This is a genomic window from Pseudomonas sp. RA_5y_Pfl1_P24, from assembly GCF_963970945.1.
GTDB lineage: Bacteria > Pseudomonadota > Gammaproteobacteria > Pseudomonadales > Pseudomonadaceae > Aquipseudomonas > Aquipseudomonas tritici.
The window spans coordinates 13,378-33,846 of the sequence record NZ_CAXAOJ010000001.1; the positions used below are offsets into that span (position 1 = coordinate 13,378).

The 20,469-nt window shown below is 61.1% G+C and carries 18 protein-coding genes and 2 pseudogenes; 5 read left to right on the plus strand and 15 right to left on the minus strand.

The window, feature by feature from the left end; translation table 11 throughout:
* Nucleotides 1-44: 44 nt before the first annotated feature.
* The 9 genes from AACY30_RS00085 to AACY30_RS00125 all read right to left on the minus strand — a co-directional run bounded on the left by AACY30_RS00085 (nucleotide 45) and on the right by AACY30_RS00125 (nucleotide 9,533).
* Nucleotides 45-230, minus strand: coding sequence for a hypothetical protein (locus AACY30_RS00085; protein ID WP_339420441.1), 186 nt, complete (start codon nucleotides 228-230; stop codon nucleotides 45-47).
* A 127-nt stretch (nucleotides 231-357) separates the two neighbouring features.
* Entirely contained in the window at nucleotides 358-1,386 is a 1,029-nt protein-coding gene (locus AACY30_RS00090) for a Gfo/Idh/MocA family protein (protein WP_339539319.1), read from the minus strand.
* Between the two features lie 95 nt (nucleotides 1,387-1,481).
* On the minus strand, nucleotides 1,482-2,492 hold the full coding sequence (locus AACY30_RS00095; RefSeq protein WP_339420439.1) for a Gfo/Idh/MocA family protein: 1,011 nt from the start codon (nucleotides 2,490-2,492) through the stop codon (nucleotides 1,482-1,484).
* An 18-nt stretch (nucleotides 2,493-2,510) separates the two neighbouring features.
* Nucleotides 2,511-4,442 (minus strand): 3D-(3,5/4)-trihydroxycyclohexane-1,2-dione acylhydrolase (decyclizing), encoded by a 1,932-nt coding sequence (gene iolD, locus AACY30_RS00100; RefSeq protein WP_339467210.1) that lies wholly within the window; start codon nucleotides 4,440-4,442, stop codon nucleotides 2,511-2,513.
* 157 nt (nucleotides 4,443-4,599) lie between these two features.
* The gene (locus AACY30_RS00105) at nucleotides 4,600-5,427 is read right to left on the minus strand and encodes a TIM barrel protein (RefSeq protein WP_339539321.1); all 828 of its coding nucleotides are present in this window, start codon (nucleotides 5,425-5,427) and stop codon (nucleotides 4,600-4,602) included.
* Between the two features lie 26 nt (nucleotides 5,428-5,453).
* Nucleotides 5,454-6,242 (minus strand): 5-deoxy-glucuronate isomerase, encoded by a 789-nt coding sequence (iolB, locus tag AACY30_RS00110; RefSeq protein WP_339539322.1) that lies wholly within the window; start codon nucleotides 6,240-6,242, stop codon nucleotides 5,454-5,456.
* Nucleotides 6,239-7,147, minus strand: a complete 909-nt coding sequence (iolE, locus tag AACY30_RS00115; protein ID WP_339420435.1) for a myo-inosose-2 dehydratase — start codon at nucleotides 7,145-7,147, stop codon at nucleotides 6,239-6,241. Before iolE ends, iolB begins: the two co-directional genes overlap by 4 nt.
* Before the next feature lie 163 nt (nucleotides 7,148-7,310).
* Complete coding sequence (locus tag AACY30_RS00120) at nucleotides 7,311-9,248, minus strand: bifunctional 5-dehydro-2-deoxygluconokinase/5-dehydro-2-deoxyphosphogluconate aldolase (protein WP_339539324.1); 1,938 nt, start codon at nucleotides 9,246-9,248, stop codon at nucleotides 7,311-7,313.
* A 102-nt stretch (nucleotides 9,249-9,350) separates the two neighbouring features.
* On the minus strand, nucleotides 9,351-9,533 hold the full coding sequence (locus tag AACY30_RS00125) for a hypothetical protein (RefSeq protein WP_339539326.1): 183 nt from the start codon (nucleotides 9,531-9,533) through the stop codon (nucleotides 9,351-9,353).
* Between AACY30_RS00125 and AACY30_RS00130 the strand changes: the two genes are divergently transcribed.
* Nucleotides 9,532-10,440, plus strand: coding sequence for a MurR/RpiR family transcriptional regulator (locus AACY30_RS00130; protein ID WP_339420432.1), 909 nt, complete (start codon nucleotides 9,532-9,534; stop codon nucleotides 10,438-10,440). The two genes, AACY30_RS00125 and AACY30_RS00130, sit on opposite strands and share 2 nt — an antisense overlap.
* Nucleotides 10,441-10,656: 216 nt before the next feature.
* Here AACY30_RS00130 and AACY30_RS00135 read toward each other — a convergent pair whose 3' ends face one another.
* Nucleotides 10,657-11,562, minus strand: coding sequence for a hypothetical protein (locus tag AACY30_RS00135; protein WP_339467219.1), 906 nt, complete (start codon nucleotides 11,560-11,562; stop codon nucleotides 10,657-10,659).
* 301 nt (nucleotides 11,563-11,863) lie between these two features.
* On the opposite strand from AACY30_RS00135, the gene AACY30_RS00140 reads away from it, so the two are divergent.
* A complete protein-coding gene (locus tag AACY30_RS00140) occupies nucleotides 11,864-12,547 on the plus strand; it encodes a response regulator transcription factor (protein ID WP_065876088.1) in 684 nt (227 codons plus the stop codon).
* Nucleotides 12,525-13,919, plus strand: a complete 1,395-nt coding sequence (locus AACY30_RS00145) for a sensor histidine kinase (RefSeq protein WP_339467220.1) — start codon at nucleotides 12,525-12,527, stop codon at nucleotides 13,917-13,919. Before AACY30_RS00140 ends, AACY30_RS00145 begins: the two co-directional genes overlap by 23 nt.
* A gap of 70 nt (nucleotides 13,920-13,989) precedes the next feature.
* Here AACY30_RS00145 and AACY30_RS00150 read toward each other — a convergent pair whose 3' ends face one another.
* Nucleotides 13,990-14,406 carry an SRPBCC family protein gene (locus AACY30_RS00150; protein WP_339420429.1) on the minus strand — a complete coding sequence of 139 codons (417 nt, stop codon included), beginning with the start codon at nucleotides 14,404-14,406 and terminating at the stop codon, nucleotides 13,990-13,992.
* Between the two features lie 25 nt (nucleotides 14,407-14,431).
* Nucleotides 14,432-14,821, minus strand: a pseudogene (locus AACY30_RS00155) (SDR family oxidoreductase); the annotation flags it as partial.
* Here AACY30_RS00155 and AACY30_RS00160 point away from each other — a divergent pair.
* Nucleotides 14,799-15,047: pseudogene (locus AACY30_RS00160) on the plus strand (LysR substrate-binding domain-containing protein); the annotation flags it as partial. The pseudogenes AACY30_RS00155 and AACY30_RS00160 overlap by 23 nt on opposite strands.
* A 42-nt stretch (nucleotides 15,048-15,089) precedes the next feature.
* On the opposite strand, the gene AACY30_RS00165 reads toward AACY30_RS00160, so the two are convergent.
* Genes AACY30_RS00165 through AACY30_RS00175 form a run of 3 tightly spaced genes read right to left on the minus strand, consistent with a single transcriptional unit; the run spans nucleotide 15,090 to nucleotide 18,217 of the window.
* Entirely contained in the window at nucleotides 15,090-16,196 is a 1,107-nt protein-coding gene (locus tag AACY30_RS00165) for an acetoin dehydrogenase dihydrolipoyllysine-residue acetyltransferase subunit (RefSeq protein WP_339467222.1), read from the minus strand.
* Nucleotides 16,193-17,212 carry an alpha-ketoacid dehydrogenase subunit beta gene (locus AACY30_RS00170; RefSeq protein WP_339467223.1) on the minus strand — a complete coding sequence of 340 codons (1,020 nt, stop codon included), beginning with the start codon at nucleotides 17,210-17,212 and terminating at the stop codon, nucleotides 16,193-16,195. Before AACY30_RS00170 ends, AACY30_RS00165 begins: the two co-directional genes overlap by 4 nt.
* Before the next feature lie 27 nt (nucleotides 17,213-17,239).
* Nucleotides 17,240-18,217, minus strand: a complete 978-nt coding sequence (locus AACY30_RS00175) for a thiamine pyrophosphate-dependent dehydrogenase E1 component subunit alpha (protein WP_065909607.1) — start codon at nucleotides 18,215-18,217, stop codon at nucleotides 17,240-17,242.
* 310 nt (nucleotides 18,218-18,527) lie between these two features.
* On the opposite strand from AACY30_RS00175, the gene AACY30_RS00180 reads away from it, so the two are divergent.
* Entirely contained in the window at nucleotides 18,528-20,393 is a 1,866-nt protein-coding gene (locus AACY30_RS00180) for a sigma-54-dependent Fis family transcriptional regulator (RefSeq protein WP_339539327.1), read from the plus strand.
* Nucleotides 20,394-20,469: the final 76 nt, after the last annotated feature.

Here is a 20,469-nt window from a genome sequence, read left to right on the forward strand (position 1 = left end):
GTCTGTCTCCACATTATTGTTGGTTTTGTTGGACGTTACGTTGATCAGAGCGGGGCTTGCGAATGGGGCAGTCGAACCAGCGGTGCGCCTGGAATGCAGCAGACCAGCGCGCCCTTGTTTTCGACGCAGAGCACATTAAGGAAGGAGAAGTAGAACGGCCGGGCGCGGGGCAGACCGCGTGGCGCTAGGACAGGGCGTAAAACTCGCAGTACAGCGTTGAAGATTTTCATCTGACGGTACCTGGTTGTTTTTGATCTTGTTTTTGTTGAGTCGTGCAGATCGAGTCCGAACGTACTATTTGCAACCTGGAAAAGACTTTATTGGAAAAAATTTTCCATATCAACCTGTTTTAGAATTTTATTCTATTTTTGTTGAGACCACCTGCTGGCGCTCGGCGCTCAGGCGTGCAGCGTCCAATATACGGGTGGTTTCCAGCGCATCATAGGCATCCACCGGCAGCGGCCCCTGCCCTTGCACGGCCAATTGCAACTGTCGATAGAACTGCATCCAACAGCCCTTTTCCGACGGCACCCGCTCGCGGTCCGGGCCTTGTTCGAACCAGCCCCAGCGGCGGTGTTCTTCAGCGCCCCAATGCTCACCTTCGGTCTTCGGCGACTTGCCGGCCATCAGCGCTTCTTCCTGGCCGTCCAAGCCTTCGACGGTGTAGCAGCCAGAGGTGCCACTGACGCGAAAGCGCGGCGCCTGGCTGTTTTGCAGGGCATTGCCCCACAGATGTGAAATCACACCGTTGGCGTGGGTCAGGGACACAAAAAAACCGTGGTCCACAGTAGGGTGTTCGGCGGTGTATTGCAGTTGCGCGAACACCCGATCTACCGGGCCGAACAGTTGCAGGGCCTGGTCGACCAAGTGGCTGCCCAGGTCGCGCAGCCAACCACCGCCGCTGGCGTTACCTACGGCTTGCGGGCTGTAGCGTTCCACGCGGGATTCGAAACGAGTGATCTTGCCCAAGGCGCCGCCGTCGATGAGTTTGCGCAGGGTCAGGTAATCCGAGTCCCAGCGCCGGTTCTGGTAGACGCTGAGCAGCGAGCCTTGGCGTTCGGCCGCGGTGATCAGCGCCTGGGCCTGTTCGGCGTTGGCGGCGAAGGGCTTGTCGCTGACCACGGTTACACCGTGTTCGATGGCTTCCAGCACCAGGGCTGGGCGGCCTTTAAGGGTGGTGGAGATGACCAAGGCGTCGACGCCGGCTTCGACGATTTGGCCGATGTTGTCAAAAGCCCTGACACCAGGGTGGTCGGTTGCCAGTTGCTGGCGGCGTTCGGGTGAGCGAGTCACCACGCCGACGAACGTCGCGCCTGGCAGGGTTGCAATCAGCGGCGCATGAAAGAAGCGCCCTCCATGGCCGTAGCCGACTAGACCGATTCGCATGCATACACTCCTTACTTGAAGTGGAAACCCAATTCAAATGTGGGAGCGGGCTTGCTCGCTCCCACACTGACTGCATTCCATCTGTGGGATCGCGGTCAGCCGTAGAAGTGCGGACGCTGCGGCAAGCTCACCTTCACAATCTGCTCGCTATTCTGCGCTTCAATACACGCATCCGCCGCCACCGCCGCCGCAAAACCATCCCACGCCGACGGCCCGCCGACCTGCCCGGCGCGTACGCTGTCGATAAACGCCTGCAACTCCACGTCATAGGCACCAATAAACCGATCCTTCCAGTCCATCAGAATCGCATTGGACAACTTCGCGCCACTGCGCATTTGCACCTGGGACGGCTCCGGCAGCTTGGCGATACCGGTCTCCCCCACCACTTCGCACTGGATGTCATACCCGTACTGGCAGTTCACGAACACTTCGACATCGATACGCGTGCCCCTGGCGGTTTCCAGCAGCACGATCTGCGGGTCGCGCAGGTGGGCCAGGGCCTTGCTGGATTTGCGTGGGAACACCACTTGCACCGAGACGTAGTCGTCGTTGAGCAGCCAACGCAACACATCCAGTTCGTGGATCAAGGTGTCGGTGATCGCCATGTCGGTCTTGTAGTTCTCGCCCACCGTCGGGTTGCGGTGCGCGCAGTGCAGCATCAGGGGTTCGCCGATCTGGCCGCTGTCGATCACGGCTTTCAATGCGCGATAACCCTCGTCGTAGGGGCGCATGAAGCCCACTTGCACCAGGCGCTTGCCGAAGGCCACCTCGGCGTCGACGATCTTGCGGCAGCCTTCAGCCGTCACGGCCAAGGGTTTTTCGCAGAACACCGGTTTGCCGGCGGCGATGGCGGCGAGCACGAACGCTTCGTGGCTCGGCCCCCAGGAAGTGACCAGAATGGCCTCGACCTGTGGTGAATTGATCAGCGCATGGCCGTCGGCGTACACCTCGGCATCCAGCTTCAACTCTGCGACAACCTTGGCGGCTTGCTCAAGATTGATGTCGGTTACCGCCACTACCTGGCTGTTGAGCAAGGTCTGGCTGCAACGACGAATATGGTCACGGCCGATAGCGCCAGTACCGATGACTCCAAGCTTCAAAGACATACACAACTCCTCTTGTTATTAGTACTGCCGGGCCTTCGCCAGGTATTCATTGAGTTTTTTTGCGGCGGCATTTGTGCGCTCGCTGGTGGAGACCTGCGCCACACCCACCCGCCACCAGGACAGGTAACCGTGGATCATGGTCTTGGGCAGCACCTTGATATCGATCAGCGTAGAAACCGTTTGAGTGCGTGCATCGGCCAGCGCCGCTTCGAGCTGTTCCATGGTGCTGACCTTGTAGGTCTTGCAGCCATAGGCCGCCGCGCTCATGGCGAAATCCACCGGCACCAGGCCGCCGTCGAGCTTGCCGCTCTCGGGGTTGCGGTAGCGGAACTCGGTGCCGAAGCTGTCCATGCCATTGCCGATCTGCAGGTTGTTGATGCAGCCGAAAGCCATGTTGTCGAGCAGCACCACGTTGATCTTGCGGCGCTCCTGGATCGAGGTGGCCAGTTCCGAATGCAGCATCATGTAGGAGCCATCGCCGACCAGGGCGTAGACCTCTTTTGTTGGCTCGGCGAGCTTTACACCGAGAGCAGCGTTGATCTCATAGCCCATGCACGAATAACCGTACTCAACGTGATAGGTGTTGACGCCCTTGCTGCGCCAGGCGCGCTGCAGGTCACCGGGCAGGCTGCCGGCGGCGGCGACGATAATGGCGTCGTCGGCCAGGGTTTCGTTGAGCACGCCGAGTACGCGGCTTTGGGTCAGGCACGAGCCGGTCAGCTCGATAAATTCACGCAGCACCGCGCGGTCCAGGTGGTCGTCGACCTCAGGCACGAAGCCGTCACCGTCATATTCCACCTGATGCACACGGTCCACTTCGGCGTCCAACTGCGCCTTGGCGTCGCGGATCTGCTCGTCCCAGCCCGAACGATAATCGCCCAGGGCAACGGCCAGTGCTTCAAGGGCGACTTGCGCGTCAGCCAACACCTGCACGCCGTCCAGTTTCAAGGCGTCGCAGGGGCTGATATTGAGGTTGAGAAACTTCACCTCGGCGTGCTTGAACAGTGATTTGGACGAGGTGGTGAAGTCGGTATAACGCGTGCCGACACCGATGATCAGGTCTGCTTCGGGCGCCAGCAGGTTCGCCGCCAGACAGCCGGTTTCACCGATCCCGCCGACGTTCAGCGGATGGCTGGAGACCACAGCGCTCTTGCCCGCCTGGGTTTCGGCGAAGGGGATATCAAACCGTTCGGCGAAGGCCTGCAGTGCGGCATTGGCACCGGAATACTTCACGCCGCCACCGCAGATGATCAGCGGCTTGCGCTTGCCGCGAAAAGCCGCCAGCGCATCAGCGATCATCGCGGCGGTGGCCGGGCGACGTTCGATACGGTGCACGCGTTTTTGCAGGAAATAATCTGGATAGTCCCAGGCCTCGGCCTGCACGTCCTGGGGCAACGCCAGGGTCACGGCACCGGTTTCAGCCGGATCGGTAAGCACGCGCATGGCGTGGATTGCAGCAGTCATCAACTGCTCGGGGCGGTTGATGCGGTCCCAGTATTTGCTCACGGAGCGGAAGGCATCGTTGGTGCTGATACTCAGGTCATGGAACTGCTCGATCTGTTGCAACACCGGGTCGGGCTGGCGACTGGCATACACATCTCCAGGCAACAGCAACAACGGGATACGGTTGGCGGTCGCCGTCGCGGCGGCGGTGAGCATGTTGGCAGCGCCGGGGCCCACAGAAGCTGTGCACGCGTAGATCTTGCGGCGCAGGTGCTGCTTGGCAAAACCGATGGCGGCGTGGGCCATGCCCTGTTCGTTGCGGCCCTGATGCACCACCAGGTCACCGCTGCCTTGCTCCAGGGCCTGGCCCAGGCCCAACACGTTGCCGTGGCCGAAAATCGTGAATACCCCGGCGACGAACTTGCTCTGCACGCCATCGACTTCGATGTACTGGTTATCCAGGAACTTCACCAGGGCCTGGGCCATGGTCAATCTTGTTGTGGTCATGTTCGCACCTTGAATGAATGCAAATCTGTCGATCAACAGTGATCCCATGTGGGAGCGGGCTTGCTCGCGAATGCGGTGTGTCAGGCAATGAATCTGTATCTGATAAACCGCTATCGCAGCGATGCGGCGACCCGACAAGCCAGCTCCCACATTGGGTTCAGCGTTGAACCAGAGATTGGTTCAAATGGGCGATGCTCGCGCCCAACGCCTGCTGGATATCCACCAACGCATGCACGCTCTCGGCAAATGGCTCGAACGACAAATAGCCGCTGTATCCAGTACTGAGCAGCGTATCGATCTGCGCCGCGTTGCCAAGGATGTCACCCTCGCCCACCAACACGCGGTGGCCGTCACGAATCGAATCGAGCGGCGCCTCGGCATCTTCCACACCCGAGATATGCACCAGCCCGGTCAATTCCGGAAAGAACTCATGTTCGCTGGCCAAGTGATGATGGAAGGTATCGTGCACCAGGCGAAACACGTCCAGGCCGCCAATGGACTGGATCGCATCCACCGCCACGCGCTTGCGGCGCAGGGCACATTCCTCAAAGCCCAGGGGTTCGATAAAACCGAGAATCGCGTATTCGCGCAGAATCGGCGCCAGCTCGCTCAAGGCCGTACGCAAGCCGGCGGCACGCTGCGCTTCGTTGCGCGTATCGCCTCGCTCGTTGAACGGGCACATCACCAGGCCCTGGGCGCCGCACTCGCGGGCATAGGTGGCGAGCTGGATCGCTTGGGCGCGACGCTCCTCGCTCCACACGTCAAAGGGGTACAGCGCGTTGATCGACAGCACCTGGATGCCCTGCGCTGCGCACAACTCGCGCACGCGGCTGGCCGGGGTGCCGAATTCGATTTGCTTGTCCGCAAGGTCATTGCGGATCTCGATGGCATCGCACTTGAGCGCTACGGCCAACTGGATGAAGTCCGGCAGAGACAGGTTGGGGGCGACCATGCGGTTAAGGGCAAAACGTAAAGGCGACTTCATTGTTGTTGTTCTCCGTCCAAAACCGCTTAGAGGTCCAGCAGCCAACTGTGCTGCGGATCGTTATGGAAATGCCAGGCGCGCTTGGGGCCGGCCATCACGTTCAGGTAATACGATTCATAGCCATACGGCACGCTGACCGGGTGATAGCCCTTGGGCACCACCACCAGGTCGCTGTTTTCCACGGCCATGGCCTGGTCAATGCTGCGATCGTCGGTGTAGACGCGCTGGAACACAAAGCCCTGGGGCGGGTTGATCTGGTGGTAGTAGGTCTCTTCAAGAAAGCTCTGGTGCGGCAGGTCGTCGGTGTCGTGTTTGTGCGGCGGGTAGCTCGACGAATGCCCGGACGGCGTTCGTACCTCCACCACCAGCAGCGAATGGGCCGGCTCGCTGTCGGGCAGGATGTCGCACACGTAGCGGGTGTTGGCGCCTTTGCCGCGCACGCTGCGTTTGCAGTTCTCCGGGCGGATCAGGCGAGGTTCGTAGCCGTCCGCACCCGGCGCAGCGCAGACGGCAATCTGTACATCGCTCAAGGCGGTGACCTGGGCATCGGTGCCCGGTGGCAGGTAAGCGGCGAACGGCGATTTGTCTTCAAACACGGATTGGCGATCACCCAGGTTCTGCCAGTTGAAGCCTTCGCCTTCAATGTTCACGTGACCGCTGAGCAGCACCAGGCACAATTCCTTATCACCGGCGCTGACCGGCAGGGCTTCGCCCAGGCTCAGCCGGTAAGCGGAAAAGCCCACGTACTCCAGGCGCCCTGCTTCCAGCGCGACCAGGGTTTGTCCGTGTTTGCTGCTCTTGACCAACAAGCTCATTTTGCAGTCCTCTCATTCAGCAGGGCATCATTCAGCAGAGTACGTAGGGTGTCGTAACCTTTCTTCGCATAGATATAGCTGGGCGCCACAGCCGGGTCCTGCTCGGCTTCCACGACCAGCCAGCCTTCATAGTTCGCGGCCAGCAACTCATCGAGCAATTCGGCGAAGTCGATATCACCGTCGCCGGGCACGGTGAAGGTGCCGTTGACGATGCAGTCGGGAAAACTCCACATCTGGTTACGCGCCAGTTGCACCACAGGCTTGCGCACGTCCTTGAAATGCACGTGGCAGATGCGGTCGATGTGTTTACGCAGTACCTCCAGTGGTTCGCCGCCGCCCATGTAGCAGTGGCCCGAATCGAACAGCAGGCCGACTTCCGGGCCTGTTCGTTTCATCAACTGGTCGATGTCTTCCGCGGATTCGACGTAGGCGCCCATATGGTGGTGGTACGCCAGGCGCACGCCTTGGGACAGGGTGAAACGCGCCAGTTCGGTGAGCTTGTCGGCGTAATCCTGCCAGGCCTGTTCGCTGTGAAAGCGCGGGCGCTCGATCAAGCGGATGCGCGAGCCCTGGATCGAATCGGCGACTTCGCCGTAGACCAATACATTGGCGCCGTTTTGCTTGAGCAACTCGACATGGCCGGCGATGGCCTCGATTTCTTCGGCCACTGAACGCCGGGCCAGCCGGCTGGAGTACCAGCCGGAGACCAGTGCCAGGTCATAAGGGCGCAGCACATCGCCGACGCCTTTGGCGTCTTTGGGGAACTTTCCGTTGAGTTCGAAGCCTTCGTAACCGATTTCCTGGCCTTCGCTCAAGGCGGTGCTCAGGGGCGTTTCGCCGCCCAGGGCGGGGAGGTCGTCGTTGCTCCAGGAAATCGGGTTGATGCCAATTCGGATTGCGGGCATGGCTGCACCTTTTATTGTTCTTCAAAGTTGCATGAGATCTGCTTTATGTGGGAGCTGGCTTGCCTGAGATGGCATCAACTCGGTGTACCTGATAGGCCGAGTTGCCAGCATCGCAGGCAAGCCAGCTCCCACATTTGATTGCATTTCAAGTTGGAAAACGGGTTTAGGTTCGGGCACTTCGCCAGGCATTGATCAGCTGTTCGAACGTGGCCTGGGCTTGCTGGATCAGGGTTTCATCATCAATCTCCCCCGCCATCCACGCCCGGCTCGGCTCCTGGAAGATTGTGCGGCCCACGGCAAAGCCTCGGCACGTCGTACTCTGGCTGGCTTGCTGGAAGCCATCGGCGAGACACTCAGCCGAGGCATTCAGGCCCAGCAGCACCACGCCACGGCAGTACGGGTCGCGGTCCTGGATCAGTTCGTCGAGTTTCTTCCAGTCCTCGGCCGACTGCGCCTCAATCTTCCACCACGCCGGATAGATACCCAGGTTGTACAAGCGCTTGAGGCTGCGATAGAGCACATCCGGGTAAGTGGACGGGTGATCCTTCGGCGGGATGACTTCCAGCAGCAGTTCATGGCCACTGACCAGTGAAGCTTCGTACACCGCCTTGAGTTGCGCTTCCTGTTCCAGGCGCAGCAACGGCTCGTCGTCGGGGTGAAATTGCACCAGGCATTTGATGATTTGCTCCTGGGGCCAGGCGATCAGGTTGCTGCCAATCGAGCGGCCGTGCTCGAACGCCAGTGGACGCGAGTTCTGCACTTCCACCGGACGCGCGATCCACCAGCCACGGCCGCTGGCCGCATTAAGAGCGTCCTGGCCGAAGCGTTGGTCGGCCAGCAGGCCCACATCGGCATTTATGCCTTGCTCGGCGAGCTTGTTCTCGACGCGTTCGATGGCCTGGATAAACAGCTGCTTGATATCGCTGATGCGCGTTGGGTCCTGGCCACCTTTTTGCGCCAGGTCCACCAACTGCCAACGGTGGTCGAAAGCAAACACAAACAGTTGCTTCCAGGCCTTGCGCGGCACCGAGACGCGGTGCAGGCGTTGCAGGGTCACGTCTTGATCCGGCCGGGTGATCGGCACCGGGCTGTTGAACAGGTACTCAAGCTCGGCGGGCGTGGGCATGGCCGGCGCGCAGGCGTGACGCGATACCACAAGACCGCCGCAGGCATTGGCCAACTGGCTGCAACGCTCATCGCTGGCGTCATTGATCCAGCCACTGAGGAAGCCCGACATAAAGGCATCGCCAGCACCGAGCACGTTGAGCACTTCAACGCGCACACCGGGGTAGATGGCGCCGTCTTCCAGTCGCACGGGGATGACGCCGTGAATCACCGTGCAACCCTGCGGGCCGAGCTTGACCACCAGGGTCGCCGGGGTCAGCTCGCGGACTTTACGCAGTGCGGTGAGCAAATCTTCACTGCCACCCGCGATGAGGAATTCTTCTTCGGTACCGACGATCAAGTCGAAGCGCGGCAGGATTTTCTGCACATGCTGGCTGACGTTCTGGTCGGCGACAAACCGCGTCTCGCCATCCGCCTTGCCCGCCAGGCCCCACAGCACTGGGCGGTAGTCGATATCCAGCACGCGCTTGACGTTGTGCTTGGCCGCGTAGTCCAGGGCCTGGATACTGGCCTTGTACACGCCATCGGTGGAGAAATGCGTGCCGGTGATCAACAGCGCCTTGCTGGAGGCAATAAAAGATTCACTGATGTCTTCGGCGCGCAGGGCCATGTCGGCGCAGTTTTCGCGGTAGAACACCAGGGGGAAGGTTTCGCGGTCCTTGAGGCCGAGCAGCACCAAAGCGGTCAGGCGCTCAGGGTCGACCTTGATGGCGCTGACATCGCAACCTTCGCGGGCCAGGGATTCCAGTAGGAAACGGCCCATGTGGTCATCACCCACCCGGCTCAGCATCGCCGACTTTAGGCCCAACCGTGCGGTGCCAAAGGCGATATTGGCAGAAGAACCGCCGAGGTATTTGGCAAAGCTGGACACATCCTCAAGCCGCGCACCGACTTGCTGTGCATAGAGGTCGACGCCCAGGCGCCCGAGGCAAATCAGATCCAATTGACGCCCACTGGCAAAACGAGTCTGGCCCATGCTGGCTCCTGTTATTTTTATCAGCCTGCGCTGTGCCGTCGTGGTGGCGGCAAACGCTCTTGGTGGGAGCAGACTAGAACGTCCGTCGACGCCAATCAATATTTATTCTAGATATTTTTTCTTTGGAATATTTTTTCCATTAGGCTTGCGCAGGGGCAGCCCAGCGAGACTGCATCGTTTCAGCAGGCCACGGCTGCCGTGATGCGCAGGTATTTTTTTGCGCCTACCCTGTAGACTTGCGCCACTCATCAGCGCATCAGAAGAACCGTCAGAAGGATTGCCCATGTCCCGCACCGATCACGAGCCCGCCCTGGAAGAAACTCCCGCCAGCCCTCCGATCAATGCCGAACGCCTGTTGCAGCTGATCACCGACGAATACGAAAGCCTGCCACGCCAACTCAAACGCATCGCCAGCTACATGAGCCAGCAAAGCGACCGGATCATGGTCGACCGTATCAGCGATATTGCTCGCGAGTGCGAAGTGCACCCGTCGGCCATCGTGCGGTTTTCCCAGCGTTTCGGTTTCAGCGGGTTCAGTGAGATGCAGGCGCTGTTTCGCGAGGCCTACACCCACAAGACCACCCCGGTGCAGAACTACCAGCAGCGCATCCGCAGCATGATCGCCAACAAGTCGCAGAAGGCCAGCGGCGGCGACCTGGCGCGTGAGTGCGTCAACGCGACCCTGTCGGGCATCGAGCGCCTGGGGCTGGAACTCGATGACGTGGCGTTCGACAAGGCCGTGGACCTGGTGGTCAACGCCGACAACATCTACGTGGTCGGCGTGCGCCGCTCGTTTGCGGTGGCCGATTACCTGGTCTACAACCTGCAGCACACCAACAAACGCATCCACCTTATCTCGGGCCTGGGCGGCAGCTACCGCGAGCAGATGCGCAGCGTGCGCGCCAATGACCTGGTGATTGCAATCAGCTTTACGCCCTACGGCAAAGAGACCCAGCATTGCCTGCGGATTGCCCAGCTTCATCAGGCCAAAACGTTGATTATCACCGACAGTAACTTGTCGCCCCTGGCCAAACGGGCGAACGCGGTGTTGCTGGTAAATGAGGGCTCGTCGTTTGCGTTTCGTTCGTTAAGCGCCACGTTGTGCCTGTGCCAGGCGTTGTTTATTGCGGTGGCGTATCGTTTGGAGTTGAAGGTGGACGAGATACACGAGCAGGTTGGGTTTGACGACTGACCGCGCTTACGCCACCTGCGCGACGGGATCTGCGCGCGCTCGGCCACGCTGCGCGTGATGGCTGGCATTACAGCAAAAAGCCGCGCCTGTTGGTCAGGCGCGGCTTGGATAAGGCGATAGCAAAATTACATGAAGATCGCAATCAGGATAATGATCGGGATGGGAATGCCGAGGAACCACAGAAGTAATGAGCGCATGATGTTCTCCTTGAATTAATTAACGGGCGAAGTGTTCGGTTTCGACATACACCACGGCATCGCGACGACGACCACCATAAGTTGCAGCGAAACTGGCGAAAAAGGCACCGATCAGCAGGGCAATGAAGGTCCACAGCGACGTATAGGCAGCGACTTTCGCAGCGGTATCGGCGGCTTGCTTGGCTTTGAGCTTGGCGTCTTCAACGGCTTTACGGGCGTCGCCGTAGACCTTGTCGATACGCGCCTCGGCATCAGCCTGGCTGAGGTTGGTGCGCTGGCTGATCAACTGGGCCAGGTAAGCACGGTCTTCAGCGGCCAGTTGGCCGTCGTTGCTCAGGGTGCGGGTGAAGATGCGGGCGACCACGCCATGTGCAGCGTCGTCACCGACGGCCACCGGGCGATCATCGCGAAACAGGCTGTCGACGTAGTAGTCGAAATCACCGCCGCTGACACCCTTGGCTGCACTGCCGGCGGCCTGGGTCATACCACTGGCCGCGCCGGCTGCAACGCTGGCACCGGCTTTCACGCCACCGCTCACCACACTGCCGACCGAGCCGACCACCAGTACTGCGGTAATCAGCGTGGCAACTGCCCAGGCCAGGAAGCCATGGGCGGTGTCGCGAAAGTACACCTCATCGCCGTGCATATTCGCCCACTTCACACGCAACCGGCCGGCGATGTAGCCGCCTAGCCCGGATGCGACGAGCTGGGTAAAGGCCAACCAGATAATCGTGGAAACGCCAAGGCCCTTGGCGCTGATGCCGCTGTCAGCCCACGGCGACACCGCCGAAAAGCCCAGGCCGAAGCCCAGCAGTACCAGGATCAGCGACAGTGCAGCCGCCGCCGCCGCCCCAGCAAAAATCGCCCCCCAGGAAACCCCGGAGAGCGTGCTCGACTCTTGTAGCGTGGATGAGGATGTAATCATTGTTTTTTTGCTCCCGGCAGGAAAAATGGTGTTACAAGTCTCAAAAGGGACAGTGCAGGCAGCGTGCCAGTCGACATCGAATTTAATATCTTTGTAAATCAGTAGCTTAAGTAATTTGAACTTACGAAAATCATGCAAGTTGCAAGAATTGATCGTTTGAGGCGGGCGTTATGCATTCCATCGTTCGCGGCCATAAAATCTGTGTCAGTTTTGCCAAGATGACTTTTTATTTAGTAAGCGTTCAGCCATTTCTTGGCAAAATGCCCACACTTCTAGTGTGAATCGCTCACCAGGTAATCCTATGACCCGTATTTTGACCATCGAGGATGACGCCGTAACAGCCCGCGAGATCGTCGCCGAGCTGAGTAGCCATGGACTGGATGTAGATTGGGTGGACAACGGCCGCGAAGGCCTGGTCCGTGCCGTGAGTGGGGATTACGACCTGATCACCCTCGACCGCATGCTGCCGGAACTCGATGGCCTGGCCATCGTCACCACCCTGCGCACTATCGGGGTGTCGACACCGATCCTGATGATCAGCGCCCTCTCCGATGTCGATGAGCGTGTGCGCGGCCTGCGCGCCGGGGGTGACGACTACCTGACCAAGCCGTTCGCTTCCGACGAAATGGCGGCGCGCGTCGAAGTGCTGCTGCGGCGCAAAAGCACGGTCAAGGAATTCGAAACCGCCCTGCGCGTGGCCGACCTGGAACTGAACCTGATCAGCCGCGAAGCCAGCCGCGCCGACCAGCCGCTGAGCTTGCTGCCCACCGAATACAAACTGCTCGAATTCCTGATGCGTAACACCGGGCAGATCCTGTCGCGGATGATGATCTTTGAAGAAGTCTGGGGCTATCACTTCGACCCGGGCACCAACCTGATCGACGTGCACATCGGCCGCCTGCGCAAAAAGATCGACCCACCGGGCCTCACGCCGCTGATCCGCACGGTACGAGGTTCCGGTTATGTCATTGCTGAACCCATCTAAGGGCTGGCGCTCCTCCAGCAGCCGCTTGCTGGCGCTGTACAGTTCGTTGTTCGTGGCCTGGAGCTGCATCCTGATGGGGGTGCTGTATTACGAGGTGTCGGGTTACCTGAGCGACCTGTCGCGCCACTCCCTGATGCAGCGCCAACACTTATTCCAGCGCTTCGACGGCGAAGAACTGGTGGAAGCCCTGACCACCAGCATGACCTTCGACATGAAGGGCGTGGATGCCTATGGCCTGTTCGATGAGCAATTCCGCCCGCTCAGTGGACCGATCCGCGCAGTGCCGCCGGACCTGCCCTTGGACGGCAAGATCCACGCCCTGGTCAATTGCGTCGACTCCGACGACCCCAAACTGCCCAAGGACAGCTGCGACGCGGTGGCCACCCACACCGAAGACGGCCGTTGGCTGGTGCTGGTGCGCGCCAACGGCTCGCTGTTTGGCGTGACCCGGATCATCTGGCATGCCCTGCTCTGGGCCCTGTCGTTGACCATTATCCCAGGCGCGGCTGGCTGGCACTTGCTGCGCCGGCGCCCGTTGCGGCGGATTCGCGGGATCCAGGCCAGCGCCGAAGCCATCGTCGCCGGTGACCTCACACACCGCCTGCCGCTGTCCAACCGGCGCGACGAGCTGGACATGCTCGCGGCCATCGTCAACGCCATGCTCGACCGCATCGAGAAGTTGATGAACGAGGTCAAAGGCGTGTGCGACAACATCGCCCACGACCTGCGCACACCGCTGACGCGCCTGCGCGCGCAGCTGTACCGCATCAAGCAGGAGGCTGAAGCAGAGTCGGGCTACGCAGTGAAACTCGACGACGCGATTGCCGAAACCGACACGCTGATGGCGCGCTTTCGCGGGCTGTTGCGCATCTCGGAGCTGGAAGACCACCAGCGCCGCTCCGGCTTTCTGGTGATGGACCCACTGCCACTGCTGCGTGAACTGCACGACTTCTACCTGCCCCTGGCCGAGGAAGGCGAATTGCAGTTGGTGCTCGACACCCCAGAGTCCCTGCCCTGGATCACCGGCGACCGGGCGCTGCTGTTCGAAGCCCTGTCCAACTTGCTGAGCAATTCGATCAAGTTCTCCCCGCCGGGCGGCGCAGTGATCTTGCGCGCGGTAAATGACGCCGGCAGCACACGCATCGAAGTCCACGACTCCGGGCCCGGTATACCACTGGCAGAACGTGCATCGGTATTCCAACGCTTCTATCGCGTGGATGAAAGTGACCAACAAGGCGGGTTCGGGTTGGGTTTGTCGATTGTGGCGGCGATCATCAACTTGCATGGGTTCAAGTTGGACGTGGGTACAAGCGAACAAGGCGGTGCCAGATTGGTGCTGGAATGCCGCCAGCAGCTCATGCCCAAAGCCTGAGGTTCACACCGATCAAAAATGTGGGAGCGGGCTCGCTCGCTCCCACATTCGATGTGCAGTGCTTGGCAGATCAGGCCGGGAAGTTGGCTCGCAATGCCTCAAGCCCGCCGCTGTAAACACCCGCGAACAGTTCTTCCACCGCCGCATCCGTGGTGCCTGCCGCCGGCGTAAACACCCCGGACCAGGTCACTTTCGCCGACGACTCGCTCAGCGCCTCAACCTGCAACGTCGCCAGGTACGCACTCACCGGAAACGGCGATTGCTCAATGGTGTAGCTGTACGTACGCCCGACGTTATCAAACGCCTGCAAACGCTCCACAATCTGGCCACCGTCAGCGGTTTGAAGGTGACGCACGCGGCCGCCCTCGCTCGGCTCGCTCTTGACGATAAGCGCCAGCCAGTCCGGCAGGCTGTTGAAGCCGCCAATCAATTGCCAGACCTGATCGGCCGATACCGGGATTTCAATTACAGAAGAGGCTGTTGCCACAATAAATACTCCAGAAATGAAAAAATCAGATCGCCATGCTGTCGACCACACCCCCATCGACCCGCAACGCGGCACCCGTGGTGGCAGACGACAGGGGTGAAGCAATGTACGCCACCAGGTTGGCGACTTCATCCACATTCGCCGCACGCTGGATGATCGAGGTCGGCCGCGCGTTACGCACAAATACGTCCGCCTCGTCCCGCGCACTGCGCCCGGACTTTTGCGTCGCGTCCTTGAGCATCTGCTCCAGGCCGTCGGTGAAGGTCGGGCCCGGCAGCACAGCGTTGACCGTCACACCGGTGCCCGCGAGGCGCTTGGCCAAGCCATCGGACTCCGACGACAGGAAGATCACCCGCCCCCAGCCCTGCCCGACCATGCCCGGCACATAATGTCGCGCCAGGCGTACGCCGCAGATCCCCATGGAAGCCAGCGAGCCGTTTACCGCATTGGGTTTGGTTGCCTCAGGGCTGGGCGTGGCGATGGTGCAAAAAGGCCTGAGCCGCAATGCACCGCCCGGCGTGGTGCTGCGGGAATTGCCATGGTTGACCTACACCACCCCGTTATGGGCGGCGTGGCATCGGATCAACCTGCGGCCATTGGTGGAAACCTTTCGCAAAGTACTCACCGAACCCAAGGGCTGATGGAGTTCGAAATGTGGGAGCAAGCCCCCCACATTTGGATCTTTATCCGGTTTGGGCTTTTAAGAAGGTTGCCATTAGTTGGTTAACCCGCTCTGCCGCCTCCAACTGCACCATATGCCCCTGCCCCGGCACTATCTCAACCTGGGCTTCCAATCCCTCGGCATGCCTGGCCGGGATGATTGCATCCTCACTGCCCCAGATCACCAAACTCGGCTGCCGGCCCACCACGTTGCGCACATCAATCATCTGCCGCCCGCCCTCAAACAGCTTTTGATTGAGCTGCCGCAATGCCTGGTCCACACCTTCCAACCGCTTGAACTTGAGCATGTCCTCCAGCATCTGCCGCGTCACCAACGCCGGGTCGCTGAACAGTTGGGTCAACTGTGGCTTGAGCGCATTTCGATTATTGGCCTCGGCAAACCCTTGCAGGTAATCGCCGTTGATATCCGGACCCAGGCCGGCGCTGGCGATCAGGGTCAGCGAAGCGACGCGCTCGGGTGCCTGGCTGGCAAGCGTCAGTGAAACCAGCCCACCCATGGAATGCCCGGCCAGGTGCACGCGGTCGAGATCGAGGTGGTCAAGCAGGTCCAACACCGCCTGGCTCAACTCCTGCGCATCGCCGTTTTGCAGGTGTTTGCCCGACTCGCCGTGCCCCGGCAGGTCCAGGGCGATCACGCGGCGCTCGGCGGCCAATGCCGGTTGGTTGAACAGCCAGTTGTTCAAGTCACCGCCAAACCCATGCACCAGTACCAAGGGTGTGCCGCCTTCGCCCAGGTCGAGATAGCGCAGCAAGCGCCCGCCTATTTCGACCTTTTGCGCACTCGGCCCGGCTGCTTCGGCCTCGGCGCTGCTTGAGACAAACCCGGCGTTGAAGCTTTCGATCACCGCATCGATCTGGGCCTCGGTGGCCTCGCCTTCCACCACAATCCCCAGCAATGCGCCTACCGGCAAGGTCTCATCGCTCAGCGCCAGCACCCTGCGCAACACACCACTGAAAGGTGCTTCGACACTGCTGGAGATCTTGTCGGTCTCCACGTCCAGCACTTCCTCGCCCTTCTCCACTCGGTCACCGGGCTGCTTGAGCCAGACGTCGATGCGGCCCTCGGTCATCGACAGCCCCCACTTGGGCATGGTCAGGGTATGGATCATGCGGCATTCCTCTTGTCAGCGATCTTCAGCACAGCGGCCTCGATCTTCGCGGCGTTGGGGATGTACAAGTCTTCCAGCGCGTCGGAAAACGGCACCGGCGTGTGCGGCGCGGTGATCATCTCAATCGGCGCGCGCAGGGATGCAAACGCCCGCTGGGCGACCAAGGCACTGATATCGGTAGCAATGGAACAGCGAGGGTTGGACTCGTCGATCACCACCAGGCGCCCGGTTTTTTCCACGCTTTCGAGGATGCTGTCTTCATCGAGCGGGCTGGTAGTGCGCAGGTCCAGCACTTCGCAGTCGATGCCCTGGCGGGCCAGGTTGGCGGCGGCTTCCAGGGCGATATGCACCATGCGCCCGTAGGTCACCAGCGTCACGTCTTTGCCTTCGCGCACGAAGTTGGCTTCGCCGAAGGGCACCGTATACAGCTCCTCCGGCACCTCACCTTGCAGGCTGTAAAGCATCTTGTGCTCGAGGAAGATCACCGGGTCATTGTCGCGGATCGCCTGGATCAACATGCCCTTGGCGTCATAGGGCGTGGCCGGGCACACCACCTTGAGGCCTGGGATGTGGGTCCACATCGAAGTGAGCATCTGTGAATGCTGGGCCGCCGCACGCAGGCCGGCGCCGTACATCGCGCGGACCACCAGCGGCGTAGTGGTCTTGCCGCCGAACATGTAGCGGAACTTGGCGGCCTGGTTGAGCAATTGGTCAAGGCAGCAGCCGATAAAGTCGACGAACATCAATTCGCACACCGGGCGCATACCTCGAGTGGCGGCGCCGACCGCCATGCCGACGTAACCGACTTCGGACAGTGGCGCGTCGAGTACACGGTCGGGAAACTCCGGGTACAGGCCTTTGGTCACGCCGAGTACACCGCCCCAGGCATCCTGTTCGCCAGGGGAACCGGTGCCGCCGGACACGTCCTGGCCGATGATGAACACGCTCTGATCACGGCGCATTTCCTGGGCCAGGGCTTCGTTGATCGCCTGCTGATAGCTGATTTTGCGAGCCATAAAGTTCTCTCCACGTGGTTGTTGTTATTAGCGGTAGGCGACGTAGACATCGCTGAGCAGGTCGGCGGCCTGCGGCTTGGGATCGGACTTGGCCAGGCGAACGGCGTCCTCGATCAACTGTGCAACCTCACCGTCAATGCGTTCGAATTGCGCGGCATCCAGCCAGCCTTCGGCGCTGCAGCGTTGGCGGAACAGCGCCAGGCAATCCGCACTTTCCCGCAGTTTTTTCACCTCATCCGGGCCGCGATAGGTTTGCGCATCACCTTCGAAGTGGCCGTAGAAGCGGCTTAATTTCACTTCAACCAGCGTCGGCCCATCGCCTTTGCGCGCTCGCTCCACCGCGACGCCCAGCGCCTCATGCACGGCGAAGAAATCATTGCCATCGACGATCACGCCCGGCATGCCAAACCCCACGGCGCGTTCGGCAATGTCCTTGCACGCCACCGACCAGCCGGAACCGGTGGCCTCGGCATAGCCATTGTTTTCGGCGACGAACAGGCACGGCAGTTTCATGATCGAGGCCAGGTTCATCGCTTCGAACACAGCGCCCTCGTTGGAACCACCGTCGCCAAAAAACGCCACGGCCACGCCCTGGCTGCCCTTGAGTTTGGAGGCCAGCGCCGCACCCGCGGCCAACGGCGCACCGGCACCGACAATGCCATTGGCGCCGAGCATGCCCTTCTCCTGGTCGGCGATGTGCATGGAGCCGCCTTTGCCACCGCACACGCCGGTTTTCTTGCCATAGATCTCGGCCATCATGCCGAACACATCCACGCCCTTAGCGATGCAATGGCCGTGGCCACGGTGGTTGGAGGCGATGCAGTCTTCATCGTTGAGGTGGGCCATGACCCCCGCGGCGCTGGCTTCCTGGCCGGCGTAGAGGTGCACGAACCCGGGGATCTCGCCGGTGGCGAATTCCACGTGCAGGCGTTCTTCGAAATCACGGATGGTGCGCATCACGGTGTAGGCATGCAGCAGTTGATCGGTGGACAGGTGAGTGGACATCTTGTTGTTCTCCAGGTTGTCTCGACACACAAAAGGCTGGCTGCGGCCAGCTACAAGGGCATTCAGCACAGGCTGTGCCAAGCCCCCGTAAAATCTCGCAAAGCATTGATCCAGAGCAGTGCGTTGGCGTTGTGCGGGTGCGACTTGCCAGCGCAGAATGAGACGGCGCATTGCACAGTGAACGGCGTGTCTCAGGCCGTTTGAGACGCTGCGTCTCATCCCTGGCAGTTGGTCAGTCCCTGCTTGTCCCACCCGACGCATGCGCGCTTAATGGCGGGCATAACAACAAAGACCGAGAACCGGAGGCCTTATGCTCGCCGCGAACTCCAGGGAGCACGTCGACTGTGTCAGTCGCGTGGTCCGCAATGCCGATCGCCTGCCCCAGGCGCCGGTGCCGTCGCTGATTTTCGATTCGTGGCGGCGGTCCATGGAGCAACACCACCTGGACCCCGGTTCCCTGCAGGGCCCGCGCATCCTCAGCGAACCCTTGCTCAAGGAATGCCGCGAGCGCGCCGAACTGTTCATGCGCATCGCCAGCGAAGAAGTCGGGCAACTGCACCACCGCGTGCGCCAGGCCGACTACTGCGTGATGCTCACCGACGCCCAGGGCCAGACCATCGACCACCGCGTGGACACCTCGATACGCACCGACTGCCGTAAGGCCGGCCTGTACCTGGGCACGTGCTGGTCGGAAGCTGAAGAAGGCACGTGCGGCGTGGCCACGGTGCTCACCAGCAAGTCCGCGGTGACGGTGCACAAGCGCGACCACTTCCGTGCGGCATTTATCGGCCTCACCTGCTCCGCCGCACCGATCTTCGACCCTCAGGGCAACCTGCTCGGGGTGATGGACGCCTCCGCGCTCAAATCCCCGGATGACCGCCGCAGCCAGCACCTGGTGCGGCAGATGGTGGCGCAGAGTGCCGAGGCCATCGAAAACGCGTTTTTCATGCACAGCGCCCGCGAGCATTGGGTGCTGCAAGCCCACAGCACGCCCGGCTATGTGGACAGCCAACCCGACCTGCTGCTGGCCTGGGACCGAGACGGTCGCTTGCATGCCCTCAACAGCAAAGCGCGCCAGGCCCTGCGCCTGCGCTTTGGCCAGGTGCCGGAGCACATCGGTGAAGTGTTCGACCTGGATGCACTGCGCGCAGTGACCGACCAATCGGCCCAGCAACTGCACTGGGTTGGCGAGCCTGGCGCCCTGCATGTACGCGTCAATGCACCGCGACGCAAACCGGCGCGTGCGGCGCTGATCCCGCTGGTCGACGCGCGCGTGGAAGAGCACTTGCGCCTGGCCGTGCGGGTCAAAGACCGCAACCTGCCCGTGCTGGTGCAAGGTGAAACCGGTGCCGGCAAGGAAGTCTTCGCCCGCCAACTGCATGCGCGCAGTGCCCGTCGCGATGGGCCGTTTGTGGCGGTGAACTGTGCGGCGATTCCAGAGAACCTGATTGAAAGCGAGTTGTTCGGCTACGTCGCCGGCGCGTTCACCGGCGCCTCCAGCAAAGGCATGCCGGGTCTGTTGGTACAGGCCGATGGCGGCACGCTGTTCCTGGATGAAATCGGCGATATGCCCCTGACCTTGCAGACGCGCCTGCTGCGCGTGATGGCTGAGGGGGAAGTGGCCCCGCTGGGCGCGGCGAAAACCCGCGCGGTGGATATCCAGGTGATCTGCGCCAGCCACCGCGATCTATCGGTGTTGGTCACTGAGGGCAGTTTTCGTGAAGACCTGTACTTTCGCCTCGGCTGCGCGCGTTTCTGCCTGCCGCCCCTGCGCGAGCGTACCGACAAACTGGCCTTGATCAATCGTTTGCTGGAGCAGGAAGCGCGCAACAGCGGCGTCGCGGTGGGCATCGGTCAGGCAGCGCTGGAATTGCTGCTGGGTTACGCCTGGCCGGGCAACGTGCGGCAATTGCGGCATGTGCTGGCGTATGCCTGTGCGGTGTGTGAAGGCGGGACGTTGCAGGTGGCGGATCTGCCGGTGGAAGTGCGAGGGGATCAGGTTGAGGCGCGGGTGGAAGATAAAGTGAGCCCGGAGCGGCAGGTGGTGCTGGATGCGTTGATTCGGCATCGTTGGAAGCCGTTGCCAGCGGCGCAGGCGCTGGGCATTTCAAGGGCAACGCTGTATCGCCGAGTTAACCAGCTAGGTATCGACATGCCCGGAAAAGCACTGACGTAACGCGAACAAAATGTGGGAGCGGGCTTGCTCGCGAATGCGGTACATCAGTCACAGAAGAGTCGACTGAACCACCGCT

Excerpts from the sequence above, each read along its gene's own strand:
- AACY30_RS00085 (WP_339420441.1), bottom strand. The coding sequence starts at position 230 with ATGAAAATCTTCAACGCTGTACTGCGAGTTTTACGCCCTGTCCTAGCG.
- iolD (WP_339467210.1), bottom strand. The coding sequence starts at position 4,442 with ATGACCACAACAAGATTGACCATGGCCCAGGCCCTGGTGAAGTTCCTG.
- AACY30_RS00135 (WP_339467219.1), bottom strand. The coding sequence starts at position 11,562 with ATGATTACATCCTCATCCACGCTACAAGAGTCGAGCACGCTCTCCGGG.
- AACY30_RS00145 (WP_339467220.1), top strand. The coding sequence starts at position 12,525 with ATGTCATTGCTGAACCCATCTAAGGGCTGGCGCTCCTCCAGCAGCCGC.
- AACY30_RS00175 (WP_065909607.1), bottom strand. The coding sequence starts at position 18,217 with ATGTCCACTCACCTGTCCACCGATCAACTGCTGCATGCCTACACCGTG.
- iolE (WP_339420435.1), bottom strand. The coding sequence starts at position 7,147 with ATGCCCGCAATCCGAATTGGCATCAACCCGATTTCCTGGAGCAACGAC.
- AACY30_RS00140 (WP_065876088.1), top strand. The coding sequence starts at position 11,864 with ATGACCCGTATTTTGACCATCGAGGATGACGCCGTAACAGCCCGCGAG.
- AACY30_RS00130 (WP_339420432.1), top strand. The coding sequence starts at position 9,532 with ATGTCCCGCACCGATCACGAGCCCGCCCTGGAAGAAACTCCCGCCAGC.
- AACY30_RS00125 (WP_339539326.1), bottom strand. The coding sequence starts at position 9,533 with ATGGGCAATCCTTCTGACGGTTCTTCTGATGCGCTGATGAGTGGCGCA.
- AACY30_RS00180 (WP_339539327.1), top strand. The coding sequence starts at position 18,528 with ATGCTCGCCGCGAACTCCAGGGAGCACGTCGACTGTGTCAGTCGCGTG.
- AACY30_RS00105 (WP_339539321.1), bottom strand. The coding sequence starts at position 5,427 with ATGAAGTCGCCTTTACGTTTTGCCCTTAACCGCATGGTCGCCCCCAAC.
- AACY30_RS00120 (WP_339539324.1), bottom strand. The coding sequence starts at position 9,248 with ATGGGCCAGACTCGTTTTGCCAGTGGGCGTCAATTGGATCTGATTTGC.
- AACY30_RS00170 (WP_339467223.1), bottom strand. The coding sequence starts at position 17,212 with ATGGCTCGCAAAATCAGCTATCAGCAGGCGATCAACGAAGCCCTGGCC.
- AACY30_RS00095 (WP_339420439.1), bottom strand. The coding sequence starts at position 2,492 with ATGTCTTTGAAGCTTGGAGTCATCGGTACTGGCGCTATCGGCCGTGAC.
- iolB (WP_339539322.1), bottom strand. The coding sequence starts at position 6,242 with ATGAGCTTGTTGGTCAAGAGCAGCAAACACGGACAAACCCTGGTCGCG.
- AACY30_RS00165 (WP_339467222.1), bottom strand. The coding sequence starts at position 16,196 with ATGATCCATACCCTGACCATGCCCAAGTGGGGGCTGTCGATGACCGAG.
- AACY30_RS00090 (WP_339539319.1), bottom strand. The coding sequence starts at position 1,386 with ATGCGAATCGGTCTAGTCGGCTACGGCCATGGAGGGCGCTTCTTTCAT.